This is a genomic window from Colwellia sp. BRX10-3 (assembly GCF_014077505.1).
Classification (GTDB): Bacteria; Pseudomonadota; Gammaproteobacteria; order Enterobacterales; family Alteromonadaceae; genus Cognaticolwellia.
The window spans coordinates 109,591-128,068 of the sequence record NZ_JACGWA010000003.1 but is presented as its reverse complement, the minus strand read 5'-3'; the positions used below and the strand labels follow the sequence as shown (position 1 = coordinate 128,068).

The following is an 18,478-nucleotide window of genomic DNA, read 5'->3' as shown; positions in this document are numbered from 1 at the left end:
TATGATGGATTACGGCACGCTTAGAGGGTTAATTGCCCTATTAATATTGGCATTATTTATTGTTATTGTGATTTGGTCATATTCAAAAAAACGTAAATCGGCGTTTGATGAAGCGGCAAATTCAATTTTTGAAGAAAAAATTGAAACTGAAATAAAACACACTGACAAAAATAACAAACAGGAGACTAATAATAATGTCTAGCTTCTGGAGTATTTGGATTACCGTTCTTACCTTAGGTACATTAGTAGGTTGTTATTTACTGTTGCGCTATTGCTTAAAGAACTTTGTTGGCGTTGAAGAAGGTGAGCCTACAGGCCACGTTTTTGACGGTATTGAAGAATTAAATAACCCACTACCAAAATGGTGGAGTACTTTCTTCTTATTAACTATTATTTGGGGTTTTGGTTATTTACTACTTTACCCTGGTTTAGGTAATTTTGAAGGCCTACTAGGTTGGAAAAGCTCGAATCAAGGTATCTTGAATTTATCAGAATCAAAAGTGAGTGTTATAGACGCGAAAGAAGCTGGCATGTTAGTACAGTACGATCGTGAAATTTCTGCTGCTGATAAAAGATATGGTCCTATTTTTGAAGCCTATGCCAAACGTGAAATTATTGATTTAGCAACCGCTAATGATGATGAAGCAATTTCGGCACGTAAAGTTGGCCAACGGTTATTTTTACAAAACTGCTCACAATGTCATGGTTCTGACGCAGGCGGCGCAACTGGCTTTCCTAGCTTAACTGACCAAGACTGGTTATACGGTGGTTCACCTGAAATGATCAAAGCTACGCTCATCCATGGTCGCAAGGCAAATGGCATGATAGCTTGGAGTGCGGCATTAGGTGGCGAACAAGGTGTTAAGGAAGTAGCAGCGTTTGTACTGAGCTTAAGTGGTCGTGAAGTTGATGCTAAAGCAGCAGAAGCTGGTAAAGTTAAATTTGCCATGTGTGCGGCTTGTCACGGCAGTGAAGGTAAAGGTAGTGTAGAAATGGGCATCGCATTAGGTGCGCCTAACTTAACTGATAACATCTGGTTGTATGGTGGTTCGCAGCGAGCTGTTGAATCATCAATTGCTAATGGCCGTGCTGGTATTATGCCAGCGTGGGATAAAATCCTAGGTGAACAAAAAATTCATGTGATCAGTGCTTATGTTTATAGCTTATCTCAAGAGTAAAAGTTAACGCCTTATGAGTTAACTTAGTCTTAAAAATAACAAAACCTTGGTGCTTAATTTACCGAGGTTTTTTTTGGTTTAAGCTAAAGTTAAAGTTTATTAAATTACAGTTTTTTAATAGTTCCTGTATTAGAAAAGCCGTATAATATGCACTCTTTCAGCAAAGAAGAAATTTTCATGAAAACAGCTTGGTATAAAGAGCCTTGGGCATGGTTTGTATTTATATTGCCTTTTACAGCGGTAGTTGCCGGTATCGCCACTTTCATTATTGCCAATACTAATCCTGACACACTTGTGGTCGGAGATTATTATAAAAAAGGTAAAGCCATTAACCTTGAGTTGGGTAAAATTAAACAAGCTCAAAAACTAGGCATGCGCTTTGGTTTAAAGCTTGTTGATGATCAGCTTACTATTCGTCCAACGGGTATTGAAAAAGAATTCCCATTATTAAATGTCAATTTTTATCATCCTACTTTAGCTGATAGAGATTTCTATTTAGCATTAACCGCTGATGGCAATGGTAATTTTACTCATCTATTTGAACCCGGCCAAGATGTATCAGGTAAATGGCAATTAACCATTAGTCCTTTTGAAAATCATTGGAAAATTCAAGCAGTCATCACCCTACCTCAATCCGACTTTATTGCGATAACACCGAATACAGCTGAAGCAAATTAATGCGTCTTTTTTTAATGACAATAGATTGATGAGAATAGCGTAATGAGCATAGATTGCTTTCATTGTGGCGAGCCTGTGCCCAATGGCATTGATTTAATAACCAATATTAGAAGCATAAACCAACCTATGTGCTGCATAGGTTGCCAAGCTGTAGCTCAAACTATTGTTGACAATAATTTAACTGATTATTACCGTTTTCGCAGTGCGCCAGCACAAAAAGGCGAAGTATTAGTACCTGAACAATTGCAGCGCAATGAAATTCTTGATGATGAAAGCCTACAAAATGAGTTTGCCTATTATCATGACGGTTTTAAAGAAACTATATTAACCATTGAGGGCATAAGTTGCTCAGCATGTGCTTGGTTAATAGAAATGCAAGTGAGTAAGCTCGATGGCATTAATAAAATTAATGTTAACGCCACTACACAAAGAGCAACCGTGCAATGGCAAGAGAGCCAAGTAAAACTTAGCGAAATACTCAGTTTAATCGATAAAATTGGTTATCACGGCCTACCATTTAAAGCCAGTACGGCTGAGAAAATAAACAAAAGACAAGCAAAAGATTTTATTAGGCGCTTAGGTATTTCTGGCATTTTAATGATGCAAGTGATGATGATCGCCTTTGGTTTGTACTTTGGTGCTTTTGCAGATATGGCTGAGCACAATGTCGTGTATTTACGCTGGGCAAGCTTATTTTTAACCATTCCTATTGTTACCTATGGCGCTTATCCTTTTTATAAAAGCGCTTTTTTTGCTCTAAAAGCTCGACAACTTTCAATGGATGTACCAGTTTCTATTGCTATTAGCCTCGCCTTTCTTGCTAGTACTTGGGCAACATTTAGCCAAAAAGGTGAAGTGTATTTCGAGTCTGTTTCCATGTTCACCTTTCTGTTACTTATCGGCAAATTTCTTGAGTTTAGAGCCCGCAGTCGCGCGGCTGACGTTTCGGCAAACTTATTAAAATTAATGCCGATGACCGCCACTAAAATTGAACAAGGCATTGAACGTTTTATCTCGGCAGCTCATTTAAAAACTGACGACATTATTTTAATAAAGCCGGGCGAAACAGTGCCTGCTGATAGCGAAATAGTTACTGGTAGTAGTCAAATCAATGAAGCTATGCTTTCTGGTGAGCAACTGCCGCTGAATAAAACAACGCTTGATAACATCTACGCTGGCACAATAAATGGCGATGGTAACTTAACCGCAAAAGTTAAACACAATAACCAAGAGTCATTTTTAAGCCAATTAATTCGCTTAAGTGAAAACGCCCAAAGTCATAAGCCTAAATTGGCGAAGTTGTCAGATAAAATTGCCCAATATTTTGTTGCGCTTATTCTCTTTGTTGCCACCGTTACGGCAATATATTGGGTACAGCATGAACCAACAGAAGCATTTTGGATCACCTTATCTGTTTTGGTGGTTACTTGCCCATGCGCTTTGTCATTAGCAACACCAACCGCATTAACTTGTGCAACTACCCGCCTTAATCGCGAAGGCATTTTGATTAAATCAGCACACGTGCTGGAAACTATGCCTGAAATTGATGCCGTGGCATTTGATAAAACAGGCACCTTAACTACCGGTGAATTTACCATTGCTGAGGTAAAAACTTATGGTGTTTTTGCCAAGGAAAATGCGCCAGAAGGACAACAACAAGTTTTAGCCATTGCAGCGGCATTAGAAGCGCATTCGGCTCACCCCTTGGCAAAGGCATTTACCCCATTTCGTGATTTTAGCCAAACTACAACTCAAGTTGTGGTTGCCCCTGGTGCTGGTATTTCTGGCGAAGTTAACAACCAACATTATCGCATTGGTAAAAGCTCATGGTTACTGAGCAATAACGATAACATTGCCGATAGTGCGCAATGTGTATTGATGCAAGGTGAAGACTTAGTTGCTGAATTTTATCTACATGATAGCTTGCGCGATGATGCTAAAGCATTGATTGAGTTTCTACATCTTCACGACATTAAAACCACTATGCTATCTGGCGATCACCTGCAAGGCTGTAATAAGTTACAAGCCTCATTGGAGCTCAATAATGTACAAGCTAATTTATCTGCTCAAGACAAAGTTAATGCTATAAAACTGCAACAAAATACACACACTGTCGCTATGATAGGCGATGGTGTAAACGACAGTCCTGTTATGGGCGCAGCACATTTATCGATTGCTATGAGCAGTGGTACCGATATTGCTAAAAACGGTGCTGATGTGATACTACTTAACAACAAGCTTAAAGGCGTGCAAACATTGCGGCAGGTATCGTTAAGTACCGCGCGAATTATAAAGCAAAATTATCTTTGGGCTTTCGGTTATAATGCGATTGTATTACCACTAGCGGTTACTGGGCATATTGCACCTTATATGGCGGTAATTGGTATGTCGGCAAGTTCAATTTTAGTGGTGAGCAATTCATTAAGGCTTTTGAAAAAATGAGTATAATTTACGTATTAATTCCCATTGCCATTTTACTTACCACTATCGGTATTTATCTATTTTTTTGGGCGGTAAAAACTGAGCAATTTGATGACTTAGAAAAGCAAGGTATGAGCATTTTATTTGATGATGAAAATGACATAAACGATCATAATAAAGTCAACAACGCTGCGCTAAAAGAAAGTCAGCCAAACGAAAATCAGATAGACAAAAGCCAAGTAAACCCTAGCAATGAGCCAAAAATTCAAGTAAGTAAACAGGTAGAAAAATAACCTCATGAATCTTGATTTTTTTTCCGCTTTTGTTATAGGGTTATTAGGCTCAGGCCATTGTGTAGTTATGTGTGGCGGTATCAGTACCATGTTAACCACCGCGATATCCGATACTTCACGTCATAAAAAATACGCCATTATATTTGCTTATAATTTCGGCCGTATTGCCTCATATAGTGTCATTGGCGCGCTAGTCGCATTAACCAGTTCAATGGCCGCAAAAAACATTGGCTTTCCCGTAGCTATATTAAAAACTATCGCGGGTATTTTTCTTATCTTATTAGGTTTGCATCTAGGTCAATGGTTAATGTGGTTAAGCCGCGTCGAGCATTTAGGCAAAAATATTTGGCGTCATATTTCACCACACACTAAAAAATTTATTCCTATTAAAAACATACGAAGTGCTTTCGCGTTAGGGGCATTATGGGGCTGGCTACCTTGTGGTTTAGTCTATTCTACGCTCACTTGGGCGTTGGCGAGTGCCGATGTATTTAATGGTGCTTTAATCATGTTTTTCTTTGGTCTTGGCACCTTACCTGCCTTACTTTCAGTATCATTAGGCACTATAAGTATTAAATCATTATTAAGCCATGCCCTCTTTAGAAAGCTGGCTGCCCTTTTAATAATTTCATACGGCATTTATACTATACTGATTGCATTTAAATAAAGTATCTAATATGGTGAATATCATTCAACGTTCTAAAGGTTATTATGAGTAATAAATCGCGCGCAGATCAGCAACTTATTCACTGTCAAAACTGCAGTATTAGTGAGTTATGCTTACCATTTTCTCTTAATGACAAAGAGCTAGAAACCTTAGATAATATTATCGATCGTAAGCTCCCTATTCAAAAAGGTGAGCAAATATTTAACGATGGTCAGCCAATGCAGGCACTTTACGCCATCCGCTCAGGCACGTTTAAAACCTATACCATTAATAAACAAGGCGAAGAACAAATTACCGGTTTTCATTTAGCAGGTGATTTACTTGGCTTTGATGCTATCGCTAATGCTGAACACCCAAGCTTTGCCAAAGCGCTAGAAACCTCGATGGTGTGTGAGATCCCTTATAATACGCTCGATAATTTATCAAACAGCATGCCAAAATTAAAAAAACAAATTTTGCGTATGATGAGCACTGAAATTCGTGAAGATCATGAAATGCTAACACTACTTAACCGTAAAAATGCAGAGCAACGCCTAGCAACATTTATCAGTACCTTAAGTATTCGTTATCACGCTCGCGGCTTATCCGCCTCTGAATTTCGTTTATCGATGACCCGAAGTGATATTGGTAACTATATTGGTTTAACCGTTGAAACAATAAGCCGCTTGCTTAATCGCTTTCATAAAAATGGTTTAATTGAAGTTGATGGTAAATTAATTACTATTCTAAATATCGAAAAATTAAACCAGTGCGCAGCACTTTAACCCAACTCTTTTTACCTGTTTTTCTAAACTTCCTTCTTCGACTATTTCACGCTATGCTTAGTATTGAATGACTTTATGTTTAAAGTGATAATAATTTGATTTAAAACAATTATTATTGCTTCAAAGTAGGCTATTGTTATACATAACAGACAATTGATAAAGGAATTAGCTATGGAAAAGTATCAAAAAATACTCGCTGTTATTGACCCAACAACAGAAGATCAAAAAGCGTTAAAGCGCGCATTAGAATTAGCACGTAAAACTGGCGCTAGCATTACGGCATTTTTGACCATATATGATTTTTCTTATGAAATGACCACCATGCTATCAAGCGACGAGCGCGAAGCTATGTGCCAATCTGTTATTAATGATCGTAAACAGTGGCTAGAATCAATACTCGCTGAACTTGATATAACTAACATATCTATCGATTGTAAGGTTATTTGGCATAACCGTCCCTTTGAACAAATTATTGCTCAAGTACTTGAACACGGTTATGACATTGTCATAAAAGGTACTCATCAGCATGACAAATTTAAATCAGTAATATTTACCCCTACCGATTGGCATATTCTTCGTAAATGTCCTTGTCCTGTTTTACTGGTGAAAGAACATTTATGGCCTGAAAATGGCAATATTATTGCGGCGTTAAATATTGGCAGTGAAGAAGAAGAACACAAAGCGCTTAATGATAAAATTACCGCCGAAGCTAAACAGCTAGCCAAAGTAATGAAAGCAAATCTCCACCTAGTCAATTCATTCCCTGGAACACCGGTAAATATAGCGATAGAAATACCAGAGTTTAATGCCAGCGATTACAATAACGCTATGTTAAAGCATCATAAAAAAGCGATGTTAGAACATGCAACTGCCTTTAATATTACTGAGGAGTGCACTCATATTAAAGAGGGTTTACCTGAAGATATTATTCAAAGCATTGCTGCTGAATTAGATGCGGAATTAGTTATTCTTGGTACTGTTGGTCGCACAGGATTATCCGCAGCACTGATTGGCAACACCGCAGAGCATGTTATTGATAGACTCAATTGTGATGTATTAGCATTAAAGCCCGATGGTTACGTTTCACCGCTCGATGTTGAATAAAGTGCAGGGAGCTTAATAAGTAAACAAAAGTACGTCACCAAATGAGAAAGCTTAACATTCTGGTGACGCTTTATGTTCTTTATGTCGGTTCCTGATGTTTGGTATACAGCACCTAGTACAATCACTACGACCATAAAACTGTCGTTTTTTGTTGTTCAAATCACCAAGCTAATATATCACTTAGATACCAAAGCTAGCTTTAACCTCTATTTATCTAATGGCAGCTAAAATGTGATCTTATCCCATAAATATGGACACTAATTAAAAATATTACCACTAAAAACCAAGGCCAAAATGTCTGTTTTAAATGCTCATTTACAGATTAAATTGAGGCGTTACTTACGCTGCCCCTCACTAATAATACACTCCGATTGAGTAGACTTATTCGAACGTTAAGTAATAACATGGATGTCGTACTAAATTTTTAATGCATAGGTAGTGACGAATTAATTTGCCGATAAAGTCATTCTTATAAAAGCCCATTGGAGAGATTTTATTTCTTATAAGAGATAGACTGTCGCCATTAATTAATTAACGATGATATTTATGGGCTATTTATTTGCAGTGACCCTGCTTTGGGCATTTTCATTTAGTTTAATTGGGGTTTATTTAGCAGGCCAAGTTGATGCGTGGTTTAGCGTTTTGATGCGCATTGCGCTGGCGACTTTAGTTTTTTTACCGTTTTTAAAGTTTAAAAAAACACCAAAGCCCTTAGCTATAAAACTCATGCTCATAGGCGCGATTCAACTTGGCGCCATGTATAGTTTTTACTATCACTCCTTTTTATATTTATCTGTGCCCGAAGTATTATTATTTACGGTAATGACCCCCATTTATATCACCCTACTAAACGATGCGCTGGAAAAGCATTTTAACCCTCGTTTTTTTGTTATAGCCATTATTGCCGTGTGTGGTGCGTTAGCTATTCGCTATGAAAGTATTAATAGTAACTTTTTGATGGGCTTGTTATTAGTGCAAGCCGCCAATATGTGCTTTGCTACAGGGCAAGTTACTTACAAACACTTAATGACCAACAGTAAGCTGGATCATAAAACTGTATTTGGCTGGTTTTTTATTGGCGCATTAATAGTCGCTACTGTGTGTTATGTTTTATTTGGCAATACAGATAAGTTACCAAGTACACCAACTCAATGGGGAGTGCTCATCTACTTAGGCGTCGTTGCTTCTGGCTTAGGCTATTTTGGGTGGAATAAAGGCGCGACTTTAGTCAATGTAGGTGCGTTAGCAGCAATGAATAATTTACTCATTCCAGCAGGTATTGTTGTTAACGTACTGATATGGAACACAGAGGCCGATATAATGAGGTTAAGCATTGGCGGTGGGATTATTTTGGCCGCTTTATTACTTAATCAGATAAACACTTCACCTTCGACGGACAAAGTCTCGCCTGCTGACTAGTCATAAAATATTAAAGGATGACAAAAACAAAGTTTCTGTTGGCAACTTTGACCAGACAGCCAACATAAGACAATAAAAGGGGTCAGAGCAATTGATTTCAGCTAGTGATATTTAATTGCCGATAGGTATTTTAGTACTTTGAAGTCATGATGTTGAATTTAAATGATTTCAAAGTGCCAATTTCTACCCTCAGAAATTTTTGAAGTTCAGCAATAAAGATGGATGTCTGTTTATATTTCAAATCAATGATGTTGCAATTCGGCATCAATAAGAGCAATAGTTTTTAAGGCTTCCGTGTTTTGATCATCAAAATTAGATGGGACTGTCACTAAATCGCTTACCCAAGCTGTCAAATGACGTTTAATATCTGGTTAGCTAAGAATAGTTTTAAGTACTTAAGAAGCAAGTTCTTTAGTTATTCCCTCTGGACAGTTTTGTAAATAAGTTTCAACACCACCTGTATAAGTATAACAATTATTCCAATAAAACTTTTGGACTGCGAATGGTATCAATTGTCTGATTCGGTTACGGTAAACAGGTTTGTCATCAAAAATTACAGCGTTCCCTTCATTCTGTGCAAGAACGAGTTCAAAACTGTCAATAATTGTTCGGCTGTGCGGTAAGCCAAGTTTGCGCATTTCATCATATATTGAGCGACTTATTCTGATATCCTGCCATTGTGAGGCATCACCCTTCGATGTAGTGGCATCAATACCCATTTTAATTTCACGTTTTAGCTCAATCAGTAGCTTTGCTTCTTTGTCGTTTAATGCTGAGATTCGTTCCAATTTGCTACCTAAATACCAATAAACACACCCACCACGACAATAAGAAAATCCACAAAAACCGCAAACCAGTTTTGCTCTTTAGCATGCTTTGTTACACTGCTTTAAATCATATCTCCCCCCATATATACGATAGTATTCATTATAAATGGCGCAATTGGCAATGACCTTCGGTCATAGTGCTTTTGAATCTGACCCTATTTATATTTATTTATCACGAACGATAAAAAAAAACAGCTCTATGCTGACATTAAGCTTGTCAAAGAGGTAGGTCAACTATGTCATTTAAGTAAGTCGGCTGAAAAAGCATATAACACCAAATTCTATGCCTGAAAGCTAGCGGTGGTATACGAAATACCAATGTTAGCTATGATCTTGCAGGAAGCATAGCAGATTGAAAGTTGCTGTGAATGGCTCCTGCGCCATGTGAGTTCAATCGACCATTTATAATTTTATTAGAGGGTACAGTAGGTTATATCTAATTGGAGTTTATATCGTCAAAAAATTCAGTTCTGTTGCGACCATTATCTTTCGCCTCATATAATGCTATGTCAGCTTCCTTGACAGATTTCTCAATGACATTAGAACAAGTTAAATTATCGATTTTTAAAGCAGTCACCCCGACACTAATAGATAATTTGTTATCTCCGGCAAGCTTAATGCTATTAATTTCTCTATGCAGTCGCTCACTGAATATTCGAGTATTTTCGAGGTTTGAATTGTACAAGATCACTAAAAACTCTTCGCCTCCCCAACGTGCCACAATATCACTAGTGCGAGTCACTTTTTTCAAGATAGAAGAAAGCTCGATTAAAATTTCATCACCTCGGCCATGCCCGTAGGTATCATTAATTTTTTTAAACCAATCTATGTCAATTAGCGCCAATGAGACGGGCACAAAGTTACGATGTAGTAGATTAAAGATTTTGGTGAAATCATCAATTGCAGCTCTACGATTAAGTAATCTTGTTAACGGGTCAATTCTTGATAACAAGGTTAATTCTTCAGTTTTGTTTTCTAAATCTCCTCTTGCATCTAAAAGCTCTTGATATAGTTTGTCACGAGCAACAGCTAAGTATATAGACCAGAATATTTTTGACTCAACTAGCTTAACATTAGCAACAGCGGCGACTTTTTCGTTGGGATTCAACATTAACGATATTTGTATTTCTTGGCATGATCCTGAGCTAACAATGGTAGGTAGAATATAACTTTCGAAGAATATAGAACTAGCCTTAGAAATAATGTCAAACAAGCTATATTCAGTTGTTTTATTTGAATCTAGACCCAATACATCCAACGCGTATTTATTGCAATATTCAAGTTTATTGGTCTGCATATCCGTTATTATCAAAATACACGGAAAGGAGTCCAGAGTTGGTGTTATCACCCTAAAAATTGCTCAATGGCTTGAAGTACAGAATCAGGCGCTGTCATATGTAAACAATGTCCTTGAGAATCAATAACTTTTAGAACCGAATTAGGTATTTTTTTATGTATGTATTCACCTACCTCAACCGATGCTAAATTGTCGTCACTACTCTGCAATATCATGGTTGGTAAGTGCAGTTTAGTTAAAGCTGCTCTGTCATCAGAAAAGAACGTAGCCTTGGCAAAAGGTTTGGCATAATTAGGATCTGTAGAACAAAAACTTTCTTCCAACTCTTTAATTAATTCGGTGTTATTGCTTTGCCCCATAACCAAAGGAGCTAGATAATTGGCCCAGCCGATATAGTTTTTGTCCATCAAAGTGATCAGTTCTTCTAAGTCATCCCTTTCAAAACCACCAAAATAATCCGGTGGTAAATTTAAAAAACAAGGGGAAGGACAAATCATCACTATTTTGGAAAAAATAGTTGGTGACTGAAGAGCAGCGAGCATTCCAATCATGCTACTAACAGAATGTCCGATAAATACAATATTTTGAAGCTTTAACTCTTCGCAAATTTCAATAACATCTTGAACATAGCCATCAAGAGTTTGGTAGCGTTTTTTATCAAACGCAGAGATATCTGATTGACCGCATCCAACATAATCAAATAGTACAACTTTATAATTAGACTCCAACGACGGAAGCATAAATCGCCACATATTTTGGTCACAGCCAAAACCATGGGCAAGCATAAGTGTTGTTTCACCATTGCCTGTTACTTTGACGTTATTTCGCTCTCGTACATTGATATTGAAAGGCATATTTAGATAAACTAGTCAAATATAGTATATCTTATAATGTTCAATTTAACTCCTTAATACAAGCGAAAAATAAACATCTTGAATTTGAACTCCACACTCGGCAATGTTGCTTAAACCTGCCTCACAAGCGAGCAGATAATCTTGGCTGATATTGCCCTAAAAATTATCACTCCTTCACACAATTTTAATGTCGGTTTTATAAGCGCATTAGCCCTTGAACTTTAAAATATTCGGTCGAATTCAATTCTCCAGAGTAACGTTAATAAAAGTCAGTTACTCTGATCAATGTAGCATCGCAATCTTTTGAGGATATATCTATATAGAACATTGATGGATAGCCTAAAGAATCATCGAAGCTAGGTAATGAGCTATCATTTTTTGATTTTCTAAACTTTATTGGCTTTGCGCTTAATGAATCAAGCATCGCACCAAAAATAGTATCAATCGTTGGGGCATTATCAAAATCAAGTATTTCACTTGTACCCGCATAGAATACAGATACAACTTCATTATCTTCCACTGTTATATCCATCGCAGGTAATTCATCTGCCGTAGGGCAATCCCCTAAATTTCGTTGATACGTATATGAATAGTCTGACAATGCACTTAGTTTCCATTTAGTATGATTAGCTTCTATGCTTGCTTTAACTTCATCCAAATTAAAGTCACCATTATTATCACCACCACAGGAAATCAAAAATGCGATAAAAATAATGCTTACAATGTGTTTCATATTAATTCCTTTTATTAACCACTTAAGTTCTGCTCGTCGATCAGGAAAGACATTAACCTTTTCATACTGTTAGTGTCAACTAAACACAAAAATTGATTGTTAATTCTAATGCCGACAACTACCGTTCAGTGCTCATTCATACCCCAGTAAATAGCCAATTATAAACACCTTAGTATTACTACTCGTTAAGGCAGCCAACAACAAAAACCTGAGTGTTAAATAAAAATTGTAGTCGTTGTATAATTTTACAAATTACCAGTTCAGCATATTCAAAACATTAGTCATATTTAACGTTGGTTAAACGCTCACATTAGTTAGTAGTAATATTACATGCATGCCTATATGTTTTCGCTCGTTTGAAATGCCTAAATACCCGCATCAACACTCATCATACAGTCAAGAATACGACTCGCGATAGACCCTCAAACCTGGACCGGTTTTTCGAATTATTTTGCAAGATTTATAGCTTAAATTTTCATTACTTTTGGGATTTAGCTTTAGCCCAAATATCATTGAAAAAACACCTTTACCTTATTTTAAAAAGTACTATAAGTTAATCATAAGCTTACACTTCAAAAGTATTAAAAATATAAAGTTAAATTAGATAAATAAATTGTCCAAGTTCAACTTTGTTCATTAAGCTACTTCGGCTATACTACGCGCCAATATTTATCAGGAATTTATTATGAGCGCAGTTTTAAAATCAGCCCTATCTCCAAGCCAAAACACGCAGTTAGAAAAGCTTGAAAAACGTTTACGACGTCATGTTGGTCAAGCTATTGCCCAATACAATATGATTGAAGACGGCGATAAAATAATGGTGTGTGTGTCAGGTGGTAAAGACAGCTATGCCATGCTTGAGATATTAATGCTTTTGAAAAAGTCTGCACCTATTCATTTTGACTTAATTGCGGTTAACCTCGACCAAAAGCAACCGGGTTTTCCTGAGCATATATTACCAAATTACCTTGAATCAATTGGTGTCGCTTATAAAATCGTTGAAGAAGACACCTACGCTATCGTTAAAGAGAAAATTCCTGAAGGGAAAACAACCTGTAGCTTATGTTCACGTTTACGCCGAGCATTGCTGTATAAAGCGGCGAAAGCGTTAGGAGCCACTAAAGTTGCACTGGGTCATCATCGCGACGACATGCTAGAAACCTTAATGCTAAATATGTTTTACGGCGGTAAGCTTAAATCAATGCCAGCAAAGCTTGTGTCTGACAATGGCGAACATGTAGTTATTCGTCCATTAGCATTTTGTAAAGAACAAGAGCTAATTCAGTATGCTGCGCTAAAGCAATTTCCTATTATCCCTTGTAACTTATGTGGTTCACAGCCTAACTTACAACGTCAAAACATTAAGGCAATGCTACAAGATTGGGATAAAAACCATCCTGGGCGAATAGAATCTATGTTTACTGCGATCAAAAACGTTGTGCCTTCACATTTATGTGACAGCGAACTCTTTGACTTTAAAGGTATCAATTCAAGCTCTGGGATTATCAACGGTGGCGATACCGCTTTTGATCAAGAAACCTTTGCTCAAGCAGTACCTGAAAATAACCCTGTTAACATTCATCAAGAAAATTTATTGAAAGTAACAGAGATAAAATAATATTACCTAAACTTTTCAATGATTAAGCCATATTTAACGTTAGCTTATGAAGCACAGCGTATTGCTTGGTTTAATGTTGGCTAACGGTTTAGTTTTAATCTTAGAGTAAATTATTTTACAGTTTTGCCGTTCAGTATAGTTTTATACTTGGAACGGCAAAGCTACTAAAGATCTATTTATTTGTAAGATTAAAGTATGGACGATTATGTCGGATCATCTCAGTGAGTTCTAAAACATAATCCGCACCACGTTCAGAGTAAGCTGTTAAGCCTGTAGCTAATATTTCTGGTGCCAGATGTTGGTTTTGTTCCCTTAATTGGCCACGAATAAGCCTAAATACGTTATAGGCCCGATGCGTATTAATGTTATGTAAATAGCGCTCAACGCCTTGTTTTACAGAACTGTATGCGGCGACTTCATGTGCTGCACCTGAATTACGACTATTCGGCACCATGCCACACCCCTCGCTATAACACCAAACACCGAAAAAATTTAAACCTATTCGGGCGAACCGAGAAGTCCCCCAAGCTGACTCATTTGCCGCCTGCACTAATACAAGCGCTTGCGGAATAACGTCTACTTTAAGCTGTAATTCATAGAGCTGCTTTAATAGTGAGAATTTTTTACTGACTTTATATTGCGTAATTAACTTTGCTACTAACGCTTCATCTTCGACGCTAAAAGGTTGCTCTAAGGTCAACTGTTCTATTAAACGCTCTACTTCAACACGCTTAGCAAGTATCTTTTTATTTTCAGCCATTACCGCAGGCTTAATAAAAGCGAAAAATTTTCGTTTTTTCTCTTTTACATCTCGAATTTTGGCAAAGTTAGGTAAATTAACATCATGCAGTGGTTGTTCAACTTTTTTAATCACCTTTTTTGGCGATTTTGTCGTTTTCTGCTCAATAATTTGTTCGGTCTGTGTACTTTCCGGTAAAGGTAAAAAAGTAAATGGTGCAATTAAACCAACACCAAACAAAGTGAAAAAAATCAATCCTAAGAAAAACTGTTTATTAAATTTCATCAAGTCAAAAGCTCCTTATGCAATTATTTTTAGTATTATTCACTGAGCAAACTTTACAAAGTAATAGCCATTAAGCAGAAAAAGTGTCCGTTATTGTTTTACTTTGATCTGCAGATGTTTGCATTTGTAAACCAAATATTTCTCGATACAAAATCCCCTTAACGTTATAAAACAATGGCGCTAAATAAGCCAAACAGAAAAGGAAAAATGCGATCGCAATAAAGCCTAATTCTGAAGCACCAGCAGCGGCAACAGGTAAAGCAGAAACCAAAACTGCCAACGCTAGAATCAAATAAATTGAAAATATTTTAAACCATTGAAAACGTGTCGCTTGAATACTGACCCAAATTGCTTTTATAGGTGACATTTTCTTTTCTACCACCAAAGGCAATACTAGCGACAAGGCTACCGCTAAAAATATTCCGGGTAAATAAAATAATGTTAAACCTATGGTAACTAAGGTAGACGTTAGTAAGGCACTAACCGCAACCCAACTGCCGCGTTTTAAAAAGCCAAAAATCAATTTTGGTTGAGTTTTTAAGCCAACAGAATGAAAAACGCCCATCATTTCAACACCAACAATAAATGGATAGACAACTAAAGTCACAATAATATTGAGTAGAGTTGCTGATTGTTGGTCTTGAATTGCTACTTCAATGCCACCTAATTGGCTGCTAACTAACATTGAAACCAACATACCAATGATCAAACAGGTTAATAACCCTAAATTAATCGCCATGCGCGACTTCAAGGTAATTTGCCATGCTTCTTTCAATATAGCCGCTACATCAAGTTCATACTCGCCTTTAACGGCTTCTTCAACACTACCACCAACTTTTACAACAGGAAGTTTTTCCACAAAAAATATTACCTAATGATTAAACGTATAATTAACGCTTATTTTATCTTAATTGCCGTCAGTATATCGCAATTCGTAGGTGTGTGTGAATAAGCTAAAAGAGTTATTCATATTATAAAAGGCTAAGCGTTGTTTTTAATATTTTTCAGTAAGGTTTGAAAATAATTCGCGCCTTTCTTCTCGGCTAAGGCGATATTATTATCAGGAATAGCTTCAGGGTTTTTATAGACACTGAGCACTTTAGCCATGCTTTGTTCGCGAATTAAATGCAAAGTGGGATAAGGTGAGCGATTAGTATAGTTGCCAGCGTCATCATAATTGGCATCTGCAAAACAATATTCAGGATGAAAGGTCGCCAGTTGAAATATGCCCTCAAAGCCATATTCAACGATAAGGTGATTGGCATCATCAACCAAATCTAAAAAACGATTAAAGTCTCGAAAACCTTGATTATAAATAACTAAACTCGTTTCGATTTCAGGCTTATCATGTAAGTAATGACATTGCGCTAAAAGTTCAACTAAGGCTGATTTAAGCTGTTCTTTATCACTGGAATGATAATGAATAGTGTTATTAACAAACTCTTTTTTTGCGAACGGGCAAAAGTTTAACCCTATAATCACTTGCTCTAACCATTGCTTGGTTTGTTCAATTTCAGGTATTGCGCTCATAACAACTTATCTCAATATTTTACTTAATTCACTTGCTGGCTTTCAATTATAGATAATCACTTACTGGCTTTTACTTCTCACAATTTTATAACTGAAAATCCATTAGCTGTTAGCACTTTGTTGTAGTTGCCACATATTATAATAATGACCTTTTTTAGCGATTAGGTCTTGGTGTGTGCCCTGCTCAATAATTTCGCCTTGTTGCATAACAATAATATTATCGGCGTCCACTATGGTCGATAAACGATGAGCAATGACTAAACTGGTTCTATGTTCAGCTACTTCTTTAATGGCGCTTAATATCGCTTGTTCTGATTGGCTATCAAGTGAAGACGTTGCTTCATCGAATACTAATATACGAGGATTCTTTAAAATAGTGCGGGCAATAGCAACCCGTTGTTTTTCTCCACCAGAGAGTTTTAAACCTCGCTCGCCAACGACCGTTTCCATACCATCAGGTAATCTCGAAACAAAATCAGACAAATGAGCAAGCTTAAAGGCGTTATTAACTCTTTCTTCATTGGCTTCAGGTTCGCCATAATTAACATTAGCAAAAAGTGTATCGTTAAATAGCACAGTATCTTGCGGCACAATACCAATGTTTTTTCTTAGCGAATGCTGTGTTACTTCACGGATATTTTGCCCATCAATGGTAATTTTCCCACTGTCACAATCGTAAAACCTAAACAACAACTTAACTAAGGTAGATTTACCTGAGCCACTTTCACCAACCACAGCAATTTTGTGCCCTGATTTAATAGTGAATGATATATTTTTAATAATGGGCCGTTTTACATTATAAGCGAACGATACACCTTCAAATTTAATTTCTGCCTGAGATAAAGCCAAAACAGCGGCATTTTCGCTGTCTTCTATTGTCGGCTTTCTTAACATCAATTCAAACATGTGTTCTATATTGGCAAGTGAGCCTTTAATTTCACGGTAAACAAAACCTAAAAAATTAAGCGGGATAAAAAGTTGCATCATAAAGGCGTTAATCAGTACAAAGTCGCCTAATGTCATATTTTCATAGGTTACTTCATACGCGGCTAGTGCCAACATTGCGGTCATCGAACAAGAAATAATAAGCGCCTGGCCGCCATTTAAAGCAAATAAAGATAAGCGGTTCTTCATTTTGGCCTGCTCCCAAGTAGCCAATTGGCTATCATAGGCTTTGGCCTCAAAATCTTCATTGGTGAAGTATTTTACTGTTTCATAATTGAGTAAACTATCGATAGCGCGGGTATTACTTGATGAATCAGCCTTATTGGCCTCGCGTATAAAGCGTGTGCGCCAGTCGGTAGCATAAACCGAGTAACCAACATATAACACGATAGAAGATAAGGTAATTAACGCGAACCAAATACCGTAATTTACTAATAAAATACCCACTACCATGATAATTTCTATCAGCGTTGGAATAATATTAAAAATCATAAAGCGCATTAAAAAATTAATGCCTGAGGTGCCACGGTCAATATCGCGCGATAAACCACCTGTTTGGCGATTTAAATGAAAGTCTAAATCCAATTTATGCAGGTGCTGAAAAACCTTTAAACCAATTCTGCGGATCGCGCGTTCGGTAACACGGCCAAATAAGGTATCGCGAATTTCTGCAAATATAACAATGGTAAGTCTTGCTAAACCATAAGCGCCAACTAAAGCAAATGGTACTAAGTAAATTCTATTCTCTTGTTGGTTATCTAAAACATCAACAATGTCTTTAAGAATAAAGGGTAAATAAACGCTCGCAATTTTTGTCAGCACTAAGCAAGCTAAAGCTAAAAAAATTCGCGTTTTAAATTCAAACAGATAGGGCATTAAAAGTTTAACAACACGCCAATTAAAGGTCGTTACTTCATGTTCGCTTTGATGGGAAGATCTGCGCATAATAGCTGGTAATTTCCACTTAAATTTTAGTTATGGTTAACTGTTTTAATGTTGAGTATATTAACATCGATACTATACGAATATCTGACAAAACTTTACTTTTGAATTAACATTTTTTTGCCCATGTACTTTCCAAGTAGTTGTGCTAACGTGAGGCTTTTCTATTAACACGGTAACTAGC

General features: G+C 36.9%; 18 protein-coding genes. 10 read left to right on the top strand and 8 right to left on the bottom strand.

Annotation, left to right across the window (positions count from 1 at the left end):
* Position 1: 1 nt before the first annotated feature.
* The 9 genes from H4J38_RS07395 (at position 2) to H4J38_RS07355 (ending at position 8,524) form a co-directional block, all read left to right on the top strand.
* On the top strand, positions 2-202 hold the full coding sequence (locus tag H4J38_RS07395) for a cbb3-type cytochrome oxidase subunit 3 (protein ID WP_404842597.1): 201 nt from the start codon (positions 2-4) through the stop codon (positions 200-202).
* Positions 195-1,178: a cytochrome-c oxidase, cbb3-type subunit III gene (gene ccoP, locus H4J38_RS07390; RefSeq protein ID WP_182131006.1), complete on the top strand. Its 984-nt coding sequence runs from the start codon at positions 195-197 to the stop codon at positions 1,176-1,178. Before H4J38_RS07395 ends, ccoP begins: the two co-directional genes overlap by 8 nt.
* A gap of 177 nt (positions 1,179-1,355) precedes the next feature.
* On the top strand, positions 1,356-1,856 hold the full coding sequence (locus H4J38_RS07385; protein WP_182131005.1) for a FixH family protein: 501 nt from the start codon (positions 1,356-1,358) through the stop codon (positions 1,854-1,856).
* Positions 1,857-1,898: 42 nt separating this feature from the next.
* Entirely contained in the window at positions 1,899-4,298 is a 2,400-nt protein-coding gene (locus H4J38_RS07380) for a heavy metal translocating P-type ATPase (RefSeq protein ID WP_182131003.1), read from the top strand.
* A complete protein-coding gene (gene ccoS / locus H4J38_RS17160; protein WP_259365436.1) occupies positions 4,295-4,570 on the top strand; it encodes a cbb3-type cytochrome oxidase assembly protein CcoS in 276 nt (91 codons plus the stop codon). The genes H4J38_RS07380 and ccoS overlap by 4 nt, the downstream gene beginning before the upstream one ends.
* Before the next feature lie 4 nt (positions 4,571-4,574).
* The gene (locus H4J38_RS07370) at positions 4,575-5,237 is read left to right on the top strand and encodes a sulfite exporter TauE/SafE family protein (RefSeq protein WP_182131001.1); all 663 of its coding nucleotides are present in this window, start codon (positions 4,575-4,577) and stop codon (positions 5,235-5,237) included.
* A gap of 44 nt (positions 5,238-5,281) precedes the next feature.
* On the top strand, positions 5,282-6,001 hold the full coding sequence (fnr, locus tag H4J38_RS07365; RefSeq protein ID WP_182130999.1) for a fumarate/nitrate reduction transcriptional regulator Fnr: 720 nt from the start codon (positions 5,282-5,284) through the stop codon (positions 5,999-6,001).
* Between the two features lie 171 nt (positions 6,002-6,172).
* The gene (gene uspE / locus H4J38_RS07360; protein WP_182130997.1) at positions 6,173-7,105 is read left to right on the top strand and encodes a universal stress protein UspE; all 933 of its coding nucleotides are present in this window, start codon (positions 6,173-6,175) and stop codon (positions 7,103-7,105) included.
* Positions 7,106-7,651: 546 nt separating this feature from the next.
* On the top strand, positions 7,652-8,524 hold the full coding sequence (locus tag H4J38_RS07355; RefSeq protein ID WP_182130995.1) for a carboxylate/amino acid/amine transporter: 873 nt from the start codon (positions 7,652-7,654) through the stop codon (positions 8,522-8,524).
* Between the two features lie 395 nt (positions 8,525-8,919).
* On the opposite strand, the gene H4J38_RS07350 is transcribed toward H4J38_RS07355, so the two are convergent.
* The 4 genes from H4J38_RS07350 to H4J38_RS07335 all read right to left on the bottom strand — a co-directional run bounded on the left by H4J38_RS07350 (position 8,920) and on the right by H4J38_RS07335 (position 12,235).
* Positions 8,920-9,312 carry a hypothetical protein gene (locus H4J38_RS07350; RefSeq protein ID WP_182130993.1) on the bottom strand — a complete coding sequence of 131 codons (393 nt, stop codon included), beginning with the start codon at positions 9,310-9,312 and terminating at the stop codon, positions 8,920-8,922.
* A gap of 475 nt (positions 9,313-9,787) precedes the next feature.
* Positions 9,788-10,648 carry a GGDEF domain-containing protein gene (locus H4J38_RS07345; protein WP_182130991.1) on the bottom strand — a complete coding sequence of 287 codons (861 nt, stop codon included), beginning with the start codon at positions 10,646-10,648 and terminating at the stop codon, positions 9,788-9,790.
* Positions 10,649-10,695: 47 nt separating this feature from the next.
* Positions 10,696-11,502, bottom strand: a complete 807-nt coding sequence (locus H4J38_RS07340) for an alpha/beta fold hydrolase (RefSeq protein WP_182130989.1) — start codon at positions 11,500-11,502, stop codon at positions 10,696-10,698.
* Between the two features lie 259 nt (positions 11,503-11,761).
* Positions 11,762-12,235, bottom strand: coding sequence for a DUF6174 domain-containing protein (locus H4J38_RS07335; protein ID WP_182130987.1), 474 nt, complete (start codon positions 12,233-12,235; stop codon positions 11,762-11,764).
* A 685-nt stretch (positions 12,236-12,920) separates the two neighbouring features.
* Between H4J38_RS07335 and ttcA the strand changes: the two genes are divergently transcribed.
* A complete protein-coding gene (ttcA, locus tag H4J38_RS07330; RefSeq protein WP_182130986.1) occupies positions 12,921-13,853 on the top strand; it encodes a tRNA 2-thiocytidine(32) synthetase TtcA in 933 nt (310 codons plus the stop codon).
* Positions 13,854-14,025: 172 nt separating this feature from the next.
* Here the strand turns inward: ttcA and H4J38_RS07325 are convergent, their stop codons facing one another.
* The 4 genes from H4J38_RS07325 to H4J38_RS07310 all read right to left on the bottom strand — a co-directional run bounded on the left by H4J38_RS07325 (position 14,026) and on the right by H4J38_RS07310 (position 18,297).
* Complete coding sequence (locus H4J38_RS07325) at positions 14,026-14,877, bottom strand: glucosaminidase domain-containing protein (RefSeq protein ID WP_182130985.1); 852 nt, start codon at positions 14,875-14,877, stop codon at positions 14,026-14,028.
* Positions 14,878-14,947: 70 nt separating this feature from the next.
* On the bottom strand, positions 14,948-15,736 hold the full coding sequence (locus H4J38_RS07320) for a hypothetical protein (protein ID WP_182130984.1): 789 nt from the start codon (positions 15,734-15,736) through the stop codon (positions 14,948-14,950).
* Between the two features lie 122 nt (positions 15,737-15,858).
* Entirely contained in the window at positions 15,859-16,407 is a 549-nt protein-coding gene (locus tag H4J38_RS07315; protein WP_182130983.1) for a DUF1415 domain-containing protein, read from the bottom strand.
* A 102-nt stretch (positions 16,408-16,509) separates the two neighbouring features.
* A complete protein-coding gene (locus H4J38_RS07310) occupies positions 16,510-18,297 on the bottom strand; it encodes an ABC transporter ATP-binding protein/permease (protein WP_182130982.1) in 1,788 nt (595 codons plus the stop codon).
* Positions 18,298-18,478 lie beyond the last annotated feature (181 nt).